The sequence below is a fragment of the Streptomyces sp. NPDC048718 genome (genome assembly GCF_043198875.1).
In the GTDB taxonomy this organism is placed as follows: Bacteria; Actinomycetota; Actinomycetes; order Streptomycetales; family Streptomycetaceae; genus Streptomyces.
The window spans coordinates 245,360-259,941 of the sequence record NZ_JBICVG010000011.1 but is presented as its reverse complement, the minus strand read 5'-3'; the positions used below and the strand labels follow the sequence as shown (position 1 = coordinate 259,941).

The following is a 14,582-nucleotide window of genomic DNA, read 5'->3' as shown; positions in this document are numbered from 1 at the left end:
TCAGACCTCCCGGACCCGTAACTGATGCTCGTACGAGAAGACCAGCGCGTGCGGGTCGAGCGCGATCCGCCCGCCGGGCACCTCGGTGCGCTGCCCGGTCACCGGATCGGCCCGGTAGAGCCGTACGTCGTCGACCAGGTCGACGCCCGGGACCCGCTGGAGCACGGCGTACGCCTCGCCCGTCTGCACCGGCCGTCCGAACGGCCAGCCGTCGCCGGACGGCCCGCCGGTGAGCGGGTCGAAGTAGCCGTTCAGCGCGGCGAGCGCCGTCTCGCGGACCCGCTCGGCAAAGGCGCCGCGCCCCGCCTGCACGGTCGCCACGAAGGTGACGCCCTGGTAGTACGGCGGCTCGACGGCGAGGCGCGCCCCGATCGGGCGGCGGGCGTCCAGATGGCCGGCGATGCGCTCCAGAGTGCCCGCCGGCGGGATCAGGTCGTCGAAGGCGATCCGGCCGTCGGCGCCGCCGCGTCCCGACGGCACGACGAGCAGCCGTACCCCGGCCTCGCCGTCGTCGGGTACGCAGTGCACCCGGGCCGCGTCCGGTGCCACCTCGCGGGCGAGGAGCTCGTAATCCCTTGGTACGACGGCACGTTGGAGGGTGCGCAGGGTCAGCGGGCCCCGGATCCGGGCGCTGTCCACGCTCTCGCCGTCGACGCCGCCGATCGCGGGCCGCCGGTTCTCCACCCGTGCCACGAACGGCACCGTGCCGCGCAGCACCCGCAGCGTCCCGCGCGCCACGTTGCCGTGCGCCCCGCCACCCGTACGGTACGAACGGACCCGCACGGCGGCTCCCTTGGCGGGGACCGCGCCGAAGTGCCGTACCGTGCCGTCCCGTTCCCGCACCGCCGGACCGAACTCGACCCGCCCCGTGCCCTCGTCGAGGGTGAAGTGGCGGTCGTCCGGGCCGGAGTGGGCGAAGTCGTCGACCCGCGTCCACACCTCGGCGGGCGCCGCTCCGCCACCCATGGTCGTGGTCGTGGCCGGGATCGTGGCCCCGGTGGGCTCCCGAGGGGCCACCTCCAGGGCGAACTCGCCCGGCACCACCGGCGGTCGGGCGATCGTGAACGCCTGGCCGGGTACGCCCTCCGCCGCGCCGAGAAGCTCGTCCGTGATCCGTTCCGCGTGCTCCGCGCCGACGGTCGCGCCGATCGTGAACGCGGTGACGCCCCGGACCACCGGCGGTGCCACATATGTCGGCTGGTCGGGCGCCGCCGCGACGAGCCGGCAGCGCAGCCAGCCGCCGGTGCGCCGGACGATCCGCCCTGGGGTGTGCGTGGCGGGCAGATGCAGGATCAGCTCGCCGGACCGGTTGAAGCCGCCCGTGTCGTCCTTCTCCACCTCGCACGCCGACCAGCGGCTCCCGTCCCACGCCTCCCACACCAGGGGAGGTCGCAGCGGGTCGACCCCGACGCCCTGGACGTCGCAGTCAAGCCGGAGTACCACGACCCCGGCCGGAACGGCCGCCGTGAGGCCCAGGTACAGCGCGTCGCCGGGGGTGGGGGAGGGCGAGAAGCAGGGCACCTCGCGGCCGAGTGCCAGCTCCTCGGTACGGTCCGCGGCGCCGCGCCCGCCGCCGCCCTTCGCCATCCTCGGACCGACCCCGGGCGACGGTGCCCCGGACCCGCCGGCCGGTGAACTCGGCCCGCCCCCCTGCCCGCCCCTCTGCTCGTCGCCGTCCGCCGCCGGCCAGGTCGCGAGGGCCGCGAACGCGCACGGCGGGATCGTCAGATCGCGGGTGGTCGTGAATACCACCGCGGGCTCGGTCTCGGTACGGACCGTCGCCACCTCCGTCCCGGCCCGCACCACCACCGGCTCCGGCTGCGGCGCCGACAGCCGGAACGTCACATCCGTCCCCGCCGCCGTCGGCGGATGCAGCCGCACCCCGATGAGATCGAGGAACGTCAGATAGCTCTTCTCCGGCACCCGGTTCACCCGGTAGACGAGCTGGTCCACCATGGTCGCGAACGCCTCGATGAGCGTGACCCCGGGATCCGACACATTGTGGTCCGTCCACTCCGGGCAGCGCCGCTGGACGTACCGCTTGGCCTCGTCCACCAGGCCCTGGAAACGCCGGTCGTCCAGATTCGGGCTCGGCAGGGTCATGCCCGGTCCTCCTGTGGGATCACATAGAACGGGAAGACGAGATTGCGCGGGTCGTTGGCGCCGCGCACGGTGTAGCCGATGTCGATGTACAACACTCCGTTGTCGGCCTCGTCGAAGCGGACCGCGACCTCGGTCACCTCGATGCGCGGCTCCCACCGTTCCAGCGCGAGCCTTACCTCGTAGGCGAGTTGTCCCGCCGTGCCCGCGTCGGCCGGCGCGAAGACGTAGTCGTTGACGGCGCAGCCGAACTCCGGCCGCATCGGCCGCTCCCCGGGCGAGGTCGCCAGGATCAGCCGGATCGACTCCTCCAGCTCGCGCTCGCCCCGGACGAGGGCGATCGACCCGGTGGCATCGGTACGCGGCGGGAACGCCCAGCCCGCGCCGATGAACTCCTGTCCCATACCGCTTCTCAGCCTCCGATCAGTACCGACGCGCAACCCGACACGACCGCCGACCCGCAGCCCGACAGATCGCCCGCCCGGACCGCCGGCCGGCCCCCGATGAGGACCGTCGCCGAGCCGGGCGGAACGAGCACGGACGGCGGATGGCCGGCCGGGGACTGGCACTGGTGCGCGGTGCCGACCGTCGCCGCGGGCCGCCCGCCGATCAGGACCGACGGCACGCCGGGCGGGCCGATCACCCCCGGATGCGCGGTGGGATCGCCGACCCGCGCCGCGGCCGCCGCCGTCTGTGCCATGTCCCGCTCCGTCCCCGCCGATTCACGGACTCATCGCTTCGCCGCTTCGTCGCCTTGCCGGGCATTCGCCCGCGACGATCAGTTGATCTTGACCAGGGGCGCGCTGACCGACAGCGTCGTCCCGCCCTTGAGTTCCGTACGCTGCGTGCCGTCCACCGTGACCGAAGCGCCCTGGACGTCCACCGCGCCGCCGGTCGCCAGCCGTACCGCGCCCTGCCCGCCGTCGACGCTCACACCCTGGCGTCCCGCCAAAGTCACGCTGTCGCCGCGCAGTTCGAGCGCGCCGCGCTCGGCGTCGACGCTCACTCCGCCCGAGGCCGTGATCGACACCTTCTCCTTCGCGCTGATCCGCACCGCGCCGTCGCTGCCGATGGTGACCGTCGTCCCCGACTGGTCCAGGTCGATCGTCAGCTTCCCGTCGCCGGTCCGCAGCTTCACGCCCTGCGCCCCGCCCGCCGCGTCGAGCAATTCGAGCCGGTGCCCGCCCTTGGACGCGAACGCGCGCCGGTCCACCGCCCCCGAGGTCGGATCCACCTGCCCGCCGCCGGACGGCCGGTCCTGGCCGTTGTACAACCCGCCCAGGACGTACGGACGATCGAGCCGCCCCAACTCGAAACCGACCACCACCTCGTCGCCGACCTCCGGGATGTACGGCTCGCCGCCCCCGGTGCCGGACGCCTGTGCCGTACGCGCCCAGTCGCTCGCGTACTCGTCCGACAGCCACGGGAACGCCACCTTCACCCGGCCCGAGCCCTCCGGGTCCTGGGTGTCCGTCACCGTCGCGTTCACCAGACCGCCGCCACCGGCGTTCAGGGACCGGCCGGATGCGCCGCCGCCCGTCAGGCCGTACAGCGAACGCTCCTGCTGCCCCGACACCGTCAGCCAGGTCTCGTACCCGCGCAGCGCGTCGAAGACATGCCGCGACGACGTGACCGTGTACCGGCCCTCGAACGGCTCCCCGACCGCGTTCAGCGCCACCGCCGAGCCCGCCCGTACCTCCGGATTGCCCCGGATCACCGCCTCCAGCTCCGCGAACGCGCCCGCGATCCGCTCGGCCAGCGCCTTCGCCGCCCGGTCGACCCGCTCCTGCGTCCCGTACCCGCCGTCCGTCACCACATGGCGGGCCTCCCCGAACGGCGCCGTCACCTCGGCCGCCGTCACCCCGAGCGCGAGCGACGGCGAACTGCCCGCCGGGGCCCGGCCCACCAGCGCCCGTTTGCCCCGCACGTCCCAGCCGCGCACCTCCACCTCGGAGACCTGCTCGGCCGCCGACACCGACGCCCGGCAGCGCAACAGATTCGCCCCCAGCTCCAGGACCAGCGGGTCGCGTTCCGCGCGCGCCGAAGCGTCCGGCGCGCCGCCCGCCTCCGGCGGCTTCGCCACATGCAGCCGCCCGCCTTGGACATACGCCTGCGCGCCCGCCTCCTCGGCCAGACCGCGTACGAACTCCCAGTCCGTGACGTTGGATTGGACGACATGGTCGAGCACCGGGCCCGCCACGTCCACCGTGCCCGGCTTCAGCCCGGCGCGCCGGGCGACCTGCGCGACGATGTCGGCGAGCGTCATGTTCTGGTAGCCCGCCACCCGCGCCCCGCGCAGCAGCCGGCAGGTCTCGTCGAGCCCGCGGACCACCGTGAACGTGCCCGACTCGTCCAGCTCCAGTTCGAGCGCCGTCACCATCCCGTCGAGCAGCGGACGCGGCTCCGTACCGCCCCCGCCCCGCGCCAGCAGCCGGATCTCCGCGCCGACCGCGATCCCGCCCTGTGCGAGCAGGGTCCGGTCCGGGTCGCGGAACCGCAGCAGGAACAGATCGGGCAGCGTCCGGCTGTCGTCGACGTACCCCTCGACCAGGGTGTTCATCAGCCGGGCCGGCAGCGGCCGGCCCGCCACCTCCACGACGAGCGCCGACGCGACACCGGGCGGCGCCATCAGCGCTCCCCCCGGATGTCGGTCATGCGCCCGCCGCCGGTGGCGTATCCACCGTCCCGCCGCCTGTCGTCCGACCGTGCTCCGCCCCGCAGCCGGCCCAACTCGTCGGGCGCGGGCAGCAGCAACTGCCGTCCGGGGGCGAGCCGCAGCGGATCGTCGATGCCGTTCGCCTCCGCGATCACCCGCCAGGCGGCCGGATCCCCGTACTCGCGCTGCGCCAGCGACGGCAGTGAATCCCCGGCCGCCACTCGGTGCGTCCGCCGCGCGGTGAGCGCCCCTGAGGTCGGATTCTGCCCCGGGGTCTCGCCGCTGATCTCCTCCATCGTGACCTGGCAGACCGCCCGGATCGGCACCCCGGACGTCGTGAACAGGGTGTATTTCGCCTGCACTTGGCTGACATAGCCGGGAAAACCGGTGAGCCCGCCCCAGTGGAACACCACCCACGGCGGCGACGAACGCTGCTGCTGCCGGGTCTCGCTCGTCGGCACACAGCACGCGAAGAGCTGCTCCACCGCCGTCACCACCCGGTTGTCCTGGGTGTCGCCCGCGTCGAAGAACATCTCCACCGTCAACTTGCTGGGCTGCGGCCCCTGGTACTCCGGCGGACCGGCGCTCTTCGCACCCTTCGCCGGAGTCCGCTTCCACGCCGCCGCCTTCGTCAGGCTCAACTCCTTGGGATTGAACTGGAATTCGATCCGGCCGCACGGGCCGCCCGGAGTGAGGCCGCCGCCCGACGGCGGGGTGCGCAGCTCCAGATACGCGTGCTCCAGCTTCGGCCGCGCGGACGCGCCCTTCCCGGACGCGGCCGTGACACCGGAGGTACCGGCCGCGCTGAAGGCGATCGGGCCGCCGGGAGGCGGTGGGGCCATGGACTCAGCCCTCCATCACATAGCCGTGATGGGCGATCTCGATCGTCTCCATCGCCACCTTCGGCGACTCGGGCGTGAACGACGGCCCCGTCCACCGCACCGGCACCACTTCGAGCAGCCCCCACTGGGCGACGGTCCGCCCGTCCCCGGTCCGCGCCTCGATGTGCGCGGTCTTGCGGGTGAACCCGGTCGTCATACTGGCGAACCAGCGCGCCACCTTCTCGGTGTCCCGGGTGAGCGGCCTGGACAGCTTGACGTTGGAGTACTTCAGCCGGGTCGGCAGCTGCCACACATGCCCGTTGTTCCCGCCCTCCTCCCGGGTCTCCAGGACGACCTCGCAGCCCAGTCCCTCGCAGGTGTTGAACGACCCGAGTTCGATGTCGTCGACGGTGACGACGAAGCAGACGCTGACGGCGGGCTCGTCGTTCTTGGCGGCGGTGGCCATGGGAGCTCACTCCTCTCGGATGCGGGTCAGAGGCGGGTGATCGGGGGAGCGCGGGCTGTCAGGGTGCGGGCTGTCAGGGGGTTCAGGGGCGGGTGTCGAGAAGTCGGCCCGCACGCTCGCGGTCGAGACGCAGATCGGCCTTGAGGAGGCGGGCGAGCGGCGGATAGAGGGCGCGGACGAACTCGTCGGTGACGGGTGGAGTGCCGGGCGCTCCCGGGGAGCTGGGCGGACCGGCGGTGGGAGATCCCGGGGGCGCGGTGGCCTCGGGGCCGGGCTCCGGCGCCGGCTCGGGTTCGGGCGTCGGTTCGGGAGGCGGTTGAGGAGCGCCGGCGGCGGGTGCGGGTACGGGATCGGGCGGCGGGGGCTCCTCGGTGACCGTCTCTCGCTGGACGAAGAACCCGGGGGCGGGCGGCACGGATGGCGCGGACGGCACCGCCCGAGGGGGCGGTGAGAACACCACGCTTCCGTCGGTCATCCGCTGCGCGATCCCGGCGGCCACCGCCACGTCCCCGGCACTGCGCGGCGCGTGGGGCGCGGTGGCCCCGGGCGCCGGGGGGACGGACGGTGCGGCGGGCGACTCGGCCCCGGGCCGCAGCCGCTGGACGGCGACGACGGCCGGGGCGGGCGCCCGCGTCGCGCGCTGCACGGGCGCGGTCTCCCAGCGCAGGGCCTGGACGGCGGGTGCGGCGGAAGCCGGCGCCACGGTCCGCCCGGCCTGTTCCTCGGTGACGGTACGCAGCTGGAGCGGCCGGTCCGCGAGCAGCGGCGCCACCGGCTCCGGCGCGGGCTCGGGCGGGGGCAGGGGCGCCGCTTCGGGGAGGGGAGCGGGCTCCTCGCGTACGGGCGTGAGTGCGGCAACGGACGTACTTTCCCGCGCTGTAGGAAGGGGCGACGAAGGTGGGGCGGACCCCGAGGCCGTCCGCTGGGCCGTGGGCGGCAGCCCCGGCAGCGGCGCCCCGAGGCCGGGCGCGCGGCGCGGCGCGGGGGAGGGGACCGACGGGACCGACGGCATCGGAGGCACCGACGGCGCCGACTGGTCGGTGGACCGCTGGACGCCGGGCGGAGGCGACGCCGGGGCTTCCTCGGGCAGGTCCACCGGTGTCCGCTCGCCGACCAACGGCCTTACGGGAGAGGCAGGTTCGGCGTCCGGCGTATCGCCGGGCGCGGATGCCGGATCCGCTGCCGAGGGCTCATCTGGTACGGGACCGGAGGCGGCGGGCAGCTCGGTCTCGCGCTGGACCGGAATCCCGGCAGTGCTTCCCTCGAACGGCGACGACGGTGACGGCGACATCGAGGGTGACGGCGAGGGTCGTGGACCGGCCGGACGTACGACAGCCGTTACGGGATCCGCCCCGGCCAGGGTGCGGCTGACGACCGGGCCCGCCGTCGCACCGGGGCCGTCGAAGCCGTCTCGTTCGCCAGGCCCTGTCCCGGCCGCCGTCTCCTGGAGCGCGGATGCCGGGAGCGCCCGTACCGGAAAGTCGACCACCGACCGCTGGACCGGTGCCGTCACGCCTCCCGCCACCCCGCTCGGTGCGTCGGCGCTCACCAGATGCCCGAGGGGCGAGGTGAGGGCGGTCGTCCGCCGGGTCGACAGCGCGCCCTCGAAGCCGGACGGATCGGTGAGGAGGGGTGGGGTGTCCAAGGCGCGCTGGATCGGCGGGAGTTCCGTCAGGTCGAACCGGTCCTCGCGGGCCGCGGGCGGCGTCGGTTCGGGGGCGGGCCCGGAGCGGGGAGCCGACTCCGGCGACGCCGCGCCCGGTCTCGTACCGCGCAGCCAGGACAGTAGTCCCATCGTTTCGGCCCCTCCCCGTCATCCTCCGCCGAGGCGGGTCGCCTGGGCGACGAACCTCAGCCGTTCCGCGTGCTCCAGGTCGAGGAGCTGATCCAGTGGCCAGTGGAAGTGATAGGCGAGGTACGCGACTTCCTCGTAGAGCCGGTCGGCCGCGTACGTCACGATTCCCCCAGGCGGCCACCGGCGAGATCCACCGCGAACTCCTCCTGGCAGGACGGGCAGGTGACGGCGGCCCGGGTGTGGCCCTCGGCGTTGACGCGCCGGTAGAAGTCCTGGAGGAAGGCCAGGTCCGAGGCGAACAGATCCTCGACGATCCCCGGATGGATGTCGTCGACACCGCCGATCCGGGTGACGACCCGGGAGATGAGGACCACCGACAGATAGGCGGGGTTCTCCCGGACCCGGTCGTCCCGCAGCGGCACCAGCTCGTCGCGGGCGGTCGCGAGACGCATCACCCCGTCGCGGTGTACGACGCCCCGCTCGTCCACGTACCCGCGCGGCAGCCGGAACGGGAACTCGGTGCGCAGTCCCACCCCGGGATCCGCGCCGGAACCCGGGGCGAAGCCGGAGCCGGGACCGGCCCCCGGAGCGAATCCCGTCCCTGGCCCGGGACCCGGCCCCGGACCCGTTCCCGCGGCCGTCGCCGCTGCCGCCTCCGGGTCGAAGCCCTCCGCCCGGCGCGGCACGGCCGCCCCCGAACGCCGCATCAGTCGACTTCCATGCTCTCGTAGGTGATCACCAGTTTCTCCGTGAGTACGGAGGTGTCACCGGCCTTCAGGGTGCCGATCTCCAGGGACTTCGGCCAGGCGTTGATGAGCTTGTAGCGCTTGATGGGCAGGCCCTCGTAGTCGTAGACGATGATGGCGCCGTTGCGGCGGGCGCTCGCCATCTGCCCGAACCGCGATTCCTTGACCCACCGCTCGAAGCTGTTGTCCTCGGTCAGACCGCGGCTGACCGTCACCTCGCCCGCCTTGGGCCGGCCGGGCAGCTTCTTGATGGCGTACTTGCCGTCGGCGGTGTTCTGCTTGAGCTCGATGACGTCCTGTTCCATCTTCAGACCGCTGACCTCGGTGATCTGTTTGATGAGCACGCTGTCGAACTCCAGGCCGAAGGAGTGTCCGACGGAACTGTCGAGATGGGGCAGGGGCACGGTCGACTCCTCACTCGTCCACGGCACCGGTGCCGCTGGTCAGCTGTGACAGGCGGAACACCACGAACTCGGCCGGCCGGACCGGCGCGACACCGATCTCGCAGATCACCTGGCCCCCGTCGACGCTCTCCGGAGGGTTCGTCTCGCGGTCGCACTTCACGTAGAACGCCTCGTCGGGCGTGAGGCCGAACAGCGCACCCTTGCGCCACTCGTTGACCAGGAAGGCGGCGACGGTGCGGCGGATCCGTGCCCACAGCGCGTCGTCGTTCGGCTCGAACACCACCCACTGGGTGCCCGCGAGAATCGACTCCTCCAGGTAGTTGAAGAGCCGGCGGACATTGAGGTAGCGCCAGGCCGGATCGGAGGCGAGCGTCCGCGCGCCCCACACCCGGATGCCCCGGCCCGGGAAGGCGCGGACGCAGTTGACCCCGGCCGGGTTGAGCCGGTCGTGCTCGCCCTTGGTCAGCTGGGTCGCGAGCGCCACCGCGCCCCGGACCACCTCGTTCGCCGGTGCCTTGTGCACCCCGCGCTGGTCGTCGTTGCGGGCCCATATCCCGGCGACGTGGCCGCTGGGCGGCACGAGGGTGATCCGGCTGGTGGACGACGGGTCGGCGACGCCGATCCACGGGTAGTAGAGCGCCGCGTACTTCGAGTCGTAACCCGCCCTGTCCGTACGCCAGTCGCCCACCTCCCGCGGGCTGAGGCCGGGCGGCGGGTCGAGGACGGCGACCCGGTCGCCCATCAGCTCGCAGTGCGTGATGAGGGCCTGCTGGACCGCGATCACGCCGTCGAGATCGAGCAGCCCGCGCTCGTACGCGCTCATCAGGTCCGGGACGGCGACCGTGGTGATCTCCTCGACGGCCTCCAGGCCGCCGATCCCGGACCGGCGGTCCGCGTTCCCGACGTACACCTCGGGACCGAGGGCCGTCGTCCCGGATCCGGCGGGCGCGGGTGCCGCCGCGGCCAGGGTGACGGTCTGCGGCTCGGGGCGGGCGGGCGCGGCGCCGGTGCCGGGCTCGGTGATCTCGATCAGCGCGGAGGCGGCGTTGACGCGGGTGGCGACGTTCTCCTTGCTCCGCTTGGTCGTGACCGACGCGTACTCCTCGGCCTGCTCGCCGTCGCGCCGGACGATCAGCCGGAAGGCGTCGGTCGGCGGGTCGTCGCCCTCGGCGTCCGCGATCTCGACGGTGATCGTGCCGGTGACGCCGGGCCGGGCGACGACGGAGTACGCGCCGATGGCGGTGGGCCCGGCCGCTGCCGGCAGACCCGCTCCCGCTTCCGGCCCCGCTCCCGCGGCGTCCGGGGGAGCGGTGCCGTCGTCGACCCGTACGACGTAACAGGTCCCGCCGCCGTTGGAGAAGAAGCCGTACACCGCGGCGGCGAGATACGTCCCCTCGACGAAGTCGCCGAACCGGGCCGTGAACTGGCTCCAGTTGGTGATCAGCGTCGGTTCGTCGAAGGGCCCCTTCCGTGCGAAGCCGATGAAGGCGGCGACAGAGGTGCCCACCCCCTCGATGGGGCGAGAGCCCGACTCGACCTCTTCGACGTAGACGCCGGGGGACAGATACGACGGCATTCGGTGCTCTCTCTCCTCGATGTCACGTCACGTCACTCTTCGAGACTCCTCGAGCGGGGAACCGGCGCCATTCTCGCCACCGTGCCGATCACCGGGAACGGATGATCGGCCGCCCCCCTGGGCACCGTGGGCTGCCCGATGGGGCAGCGCGGCCGGGGTCCGGATCGGCCCCGTTTCCCTCGGTACGGGGTGCGGGTCCGGGCAGGCTGGCGGTACGGCTTGGCCGACGGCCATCTCCGTCGCACACGTTCGTACGTACGCACCTCCGCCCGCGCACCGCCACATCATCGGACGCTCGCACCTTCGCGTACCGCCCTCGCACCTTCACACCCCTCACGCTCTCGTGCACCGCTCTAGCTCGCTGCCGCTCCGGGGAGGCGACGGATGAAGGAGTCGCCGGACCGGGCCGCGGGCCGGTCCATGGACAGGGCCACGGACCGGGCGGTGCAGCGGTCGGGCGGTGCGGATTCTCGCGGACGGACGGGGGGCCTGGCGCCGCACGCCGTGCAGCGGCTGCAAGGGGCGGCCGGCAACGCGGCGGTGGCACGCCTGGTCGCCCAGCGTTATACGGCGCCGGTGAAGACGCCCGCGGCCCAGGCCCCCGGATTCCGCCGGGTGAAGGCGGACGTCGCGGCGAAGAAGACCCGGCTGTCCGTGCACGCCCCGGCCGCCGCCGAGTCGAAGTCCGCGCAGGACGCGGCGGTCGCACCCCCCGACGACAAGGAGGCGCGGGGGAAGGCCGCGAACGCCGAGAAGATGAACGCGGCGAAGCCGGGGGAGTTCGACAAGGCCGCGTTCATCGCCGCCGTCGACAAAGCGATCGAGGCACAGGCGCCGAAGAACCTCGACGAGGCCGACAAGTTCGCCGACTCCGGCAAGGCCGACAAGGTCAAGGGCGAGGTCGACGGCAAGGTCTCCGACGGCAAGAACGCGTCGGCCAAGGACATCGACACGGCGACCAAGGCCGCGCCGGACACCTCGGCGGCCAAGGACAAGCCGGTCACCCCGATGACCCCGGACCACCCGCCGGGCAACCCGGGCGCGCCGTCGGCCGCCGACGCGATCCCGGCCAGGCAGCCGGCCTCGGTGACCGACTTCTCCCAGGGACCGGCCGGCAACGACAAGGCGATGGCGGACGCCGATGTCACCGAAGAACAGCTCGCCAAGGGCAACGAGCCGGCATTCGACCACGCCCTGAAGGAGAAGAAGACGGCGGAGGCCGACTCCGCGAAGGCCCCGGCCAAGGGCAGGGCGGCCGAGGACCGGCAGCTCACGGAAGCGAAGGCGGGCGCCGCGGCCTCGGGCACCAAGGCCGTCAACGCGCTCGCCGCCACCCGCACGGCGGCGGGCAAGTCCGTCGACGGGGGAAAGGGCGAGACGAAGTCGAAGGACGAGAAGAAGCGGGCCGCCGTCACGGCGAAGCTCCAGCATGTCTTCGACACGACGAAGCGGGACGTCGAGGGGATTCTCGGCGGCCTCGACAAGAAGGTCGACGACGCCTTCACGAAGGGGGAGAAGGGCGCCCGGGACGCGTTCATGGCGGACCAGAAGGCCCGGATGAAGGCGTACAAGGACAAGCGGTATTCGGGGTTCTGGGGCAAGGGACGGTGGCTGAAGGACAAGTTCGCCGGCCTTCCGGAGGAAGCCAACCAGCTCTACCAGAAGTCGCGCGAGCTGTATGTGGCCCGGATGCGGACGGTCATCTCGTCGGTCGCCGACCTGATCGGTGTCGAGCTGGGCAAGGCCAAGGCGCGGATCGCCAAGGGGCGGGCGGAGCTGAAGGCGGAGGTCGACAGACTCCCCGCCGATCTCCGGCAGTACGGCGAGGAGGCGGCAAAGGACTTCGCCGGCCGATTCGAGGACCTGGAAGCCACCGTCAACGAGAAGTCGGAGCAGCTCGTCCAGGATCTGGCCAACAAGTACACGGCCGCCCTCAAGAAGATCGACGAGGAGATCACGAAGCTTCAGGAGGCCAACAAGGGGCTGATCGACAAGGCGAAGGACGCGATCGTCGGCGTCGTCAAGACGATCAACGAGCTGAAGAACCTGCTGCTCGGCATCCTGGCCAAGGCCGCCTCGGCGGTCGTGAAGATCATCAAGGACCCGATCGGCTTCCTCGGCAAACTGGTCAAGGCGGTCGGCGGCGGCCTGCATCTCTTCATCACCAACGTCGCCGACCACCTGAAGAAGGGCCTGGTCTCCTGGCTCCTGGGCACCGCAACCCAGGCCGGCCTCGACATCCCCCAGAAGTTCGACGTCAAGGGCATCATCCGGATGCTCGCGTCCCTCCTCGGCCTGACCTGGGAGAGCATCCGCGCCCGCATCACCCGCAAGGGAGTCCCCGAACAGGCGCTGAGTGCCGTCGAATCCTCCGTCCCCATCGCGGGGAAGCTGGCCCGGGAGGGCCCGGCGGGCGCGGTCAAGGAGATCGAGGAGGAGGCGGGCGACCTCAAGTCCACGATCCTGTCGAAGCTGACCGAGTATCTGGTCCCCACGGTCGTCGTCGCGGGCATCACCTGGATCCTGTCGCTCCTCAACCCCGCCTCGGCCTTCGTCCGCGCGGTCAAGGGCATCATCGACATCGTCACGTTCATCGTGAACCAGGGCGCCCAGATCGTGGAGTTCGTGAACGCGGTCCTGGACGCGGTCGTCCAGATCGCGAACGGCGGCCAGGCCGGCGTCCCCAAGATGGTCGAGACGGCGCTCGCCGCGAGCATCCCCCTCCTCATCGGCTTCCTCGCCTCCCTGCTGGGCATCGGCAGCCTGGCGAACAAGGTCAAGTCGGTCTTCCACACGGTCTCCCGCCCGGTCAACCGCGCCATCGACAAGATCGTCGGCTTCATCGTCCAGAAGGGCAAAGCCCTCTGGCAGAAGCTCAAGAAGGACAGGGGGAGTCCGGATCCTGGGTCACGCAAGGCGGGCGGGAAGGATACGGAGAAGGACTCTCCTAGTCGTCGCCATGTTCTGGACATCGTCAGCGGGATTGACGCCAGCCGAAAATTCATGTCATTCGGCCATGCGCATACCATCAGGGCGAAGGGGAATTCTTCGGGGGCGTTGAAGCTTACCCTGGCGAGCGAGGAAGAGGACTTCAAGAAGAAGGTTGCACGAGTCATTTCCGAGCTGCAGACGTACCCTACTCCCAGGAAAGTGGGGAATGTTTCTCCTGGCGATATGGTCGACAGGCTGAGTACCTCTGTAGCCTCCGCGCAACGCCTTCAGGATTCCTTTGGCGCATGGAAGGCGCAGGAGCAAGCCAGGGCCACACCGAATCCTGCCGCTGCGAATGTGATCAAGACTCGGGTGGATGCCTGGATCGCTGCGGGATCTCCTGACGTGGTCGATGCGTCCGATATTCCGCGGCCTACGTTGCCCCCCGGATTCAACAAGCATCGGGAGATTCTCTATGAAGGTGAAGGGAATCGCTTCAAGCGGGCCAAGATAGCCGTCATCGGGCGGGACTTTCCTGGGATCTTCGACGATGTGCAAGCGACTATCAGGCCGTACAAGGATGCCCGAGCCGCCGGTGCGAGGCCTGAGGAGCTGCGGACCCAGAAGGCGTTGGCCGCGCAGAAGCTGCGGGACATGACGATGCTGGGCGCCGCCAAGGATGACGCCAGAGTCCCGGTGAAGGTGCTGAAGGAGTTCAAGAGGAGGGGGGATGTCAACGGCAGAAATATGCGGTCCGCCTCGAATTGGAATGTCGATCACATCGTCCCCCTTGCTGCCCACTGGCATGCCATCGGGTTCAATTCGGATGACAAGCCCAGGGTGGATACCACGCCAGAGGTATCGAACCTCCAGCTCATCGCGGCAGACGCCAATAAATCTGCTCAGGCCGATTACGGAGGTGTCAAGTACGAGTTCATGAAGAAGCGGCCGGGTCCGGACTTCAGTACTGACAAGGTGGATTTGGTGTGATGGAAGGGTCAGAGCAAGAGCGCGTAAATCGCACTATTCGACATCTCGGTTCCTCGGGATGGATTGTATCCGCAGCGCTCAAGGTGCCGAGAGGAGG

12 protein-coding genes are annotated in these 14,582 nt (G+C 71.5%); 1 reads left to right on the top strand and 11 read right to left on the bottom strand.

The window, feature by feature from the left end; translation table 11 throughout:
- The 11 genes from ACGFRB_RS22315 to ACGFRB_RS22265 all read right to left on the bottom strand — a co-directional run bounded on the left by ACGFRB_RS22315 (position 1) and on the right by ACGFRB_RS22265 (position 10,564).
- On the bottom strand, positions 1-2,103 hold the full coding sequence (locus ACGFRB_RS22315) for a putative baseplate assembly protein (protein ID WP_393245236.1): 2,103 nt from the start codon (positions 2,101-2,103) through the stop codon (positions 1-3).
- On the bottom strand, positions 2,100-2,504 hold the full coding sequence (locus ACGFRB_RS22310) for a GPW/gp25 family protein (RefSeq protein WP_361232619.1): 405 nt from the start codon (positions 2,502-2,504) through the stop codon (positions 2,100-2,102). The genes ACGFRB_RS22315 and ACGFRB_RS22310 overlap by 4 nt, the downstream gene beginning before the upstream one ends.
- 8 nt (positions 2,505-2,512) lie before the next feature.
- Positions 2,513-2,800, bottom strand: coding sequence for a PAAR domain-containing protein (locus ACGFRB_RS22305; RefSeq protein ID WP_393245234.1), 288 nt, complete (start codon positions 2,798-2,800; stop codon positions 2,513-2,515).
- A gap of 78 nt (positions 2,801-2,878) precedes the next feature.
- On the bottom strand, positions 2,879-4,729 hold the full coding sequence (locus ACGFRB_RS22300; protein WP_393245232.1) for a VgrG-related protein: 1,851 nt from the start codon (positions 4,727-4,729) through the stop codon (positions 2,879-2,881).
- A complete protein-coding gene (locus tag ACGFRB_RS22295) occupies positions 4,729-5,598 on the bottom strand; it encodes a LysM peptidoglycan-binding domain-containing protein (protein ID WP_393245230.1) in 870 nt (289 codons plus the stop codon). The genes ACGFRB_RS22300 and ACGFRB_RS22295 overlap by 1 nt, the downstream gene beginning before the upstream one ends.
- Before the next feature lie 4 nt (positions 5,599-5,602).
- Entirely contained in the window at positions 5,603-6,043 is a 441-nt protein-coding gene (locus ACGFRB_RS22290) for a phage tail protein (protein WP_363005883.1), read from the bottom strand.
- A gap of 82 nt (positions 6,044-6,125) precedes the next feature.
- On the bottom strand, positions 6,126-7,838 hold the full coding sequence (locus ACGFRB_RS22285; protein ID WP_393245228.1) for a hypothetical protein: 1,713 nt from the start codon (positions 7,836-7,838) through the stop codon (positions 6,126-6,128).
- A gap of 18 nt (positions 7,839-7,856) precedes the next feature.
- On the bottom strand, positions 7,857-8,000 hold the full coding sequence (locus ACGFRB_RS22280) for a DUF6760 family protein (RefSeq protein WP_361232635.1): 144 nt from the start codon (positions 7,998-8,000) through the stop codon (positions 7,857-7,859).
- On the bottom strand, positions 7,997-8,545 hold the full coding sequence (locus ACGFRB_RS22275; RefSeq protein WP_393245226.1) for a hypothetical protein: 549 nt from the start codon (positions 8,543-8,545) through the stop codon (positions 7,997-7,999). The genes ACGFRB_RS22280 and ACGFRB_RS22275 overlap by 4 nt, the downstream gene beginning before the upstream one ends.
- Positions 8,545-8,988 (bottom strand): phage tail protein, encoded by a 444-nt coding sequence (locus ACGFRB_RS22270; RefSeq protein ID WP_363005891.1) that lies wholly within the window; start codon positions 8,986-8,988, stop codon positions 8,545-8,547. The genes ACGFRB_RS22275 and ACGFRB_RS22270 overlap by 1 nt, the downstream gene beginning before the upstream one ends.
- Before the next feature lie 10 nt (positions 8,989-8,998).
- A complete protein-coding gene (locus tag ACGFRB_RS22265) occupies positions 8,999-10,564 on the bottom strand; it encodes a phage tail sheath family protein (protein ID WP_393245224.1) in 1,566 nt (521 codons plus the stop codon).
- 384 nt (positions 10,565-10,948) lie between these two features.
- Here ACGFRB_RS22265 and ACGFRB_RS22260 point away from each other — a divergent pair, with 384 nt between their 5' ends.
- Positions 10,949-14,485: a hypothetical protein gene (locus ACGFRB_RS22260; protein WP_393245222.1), complete on the top strand. Its 3,537-nt coding sequence runs from the start codon at positions 10,949-10,951 to the stop codon at positions 14,483-14,485.
- Positions 14,486-14,582: the final 97 nt, after the last annotated feature.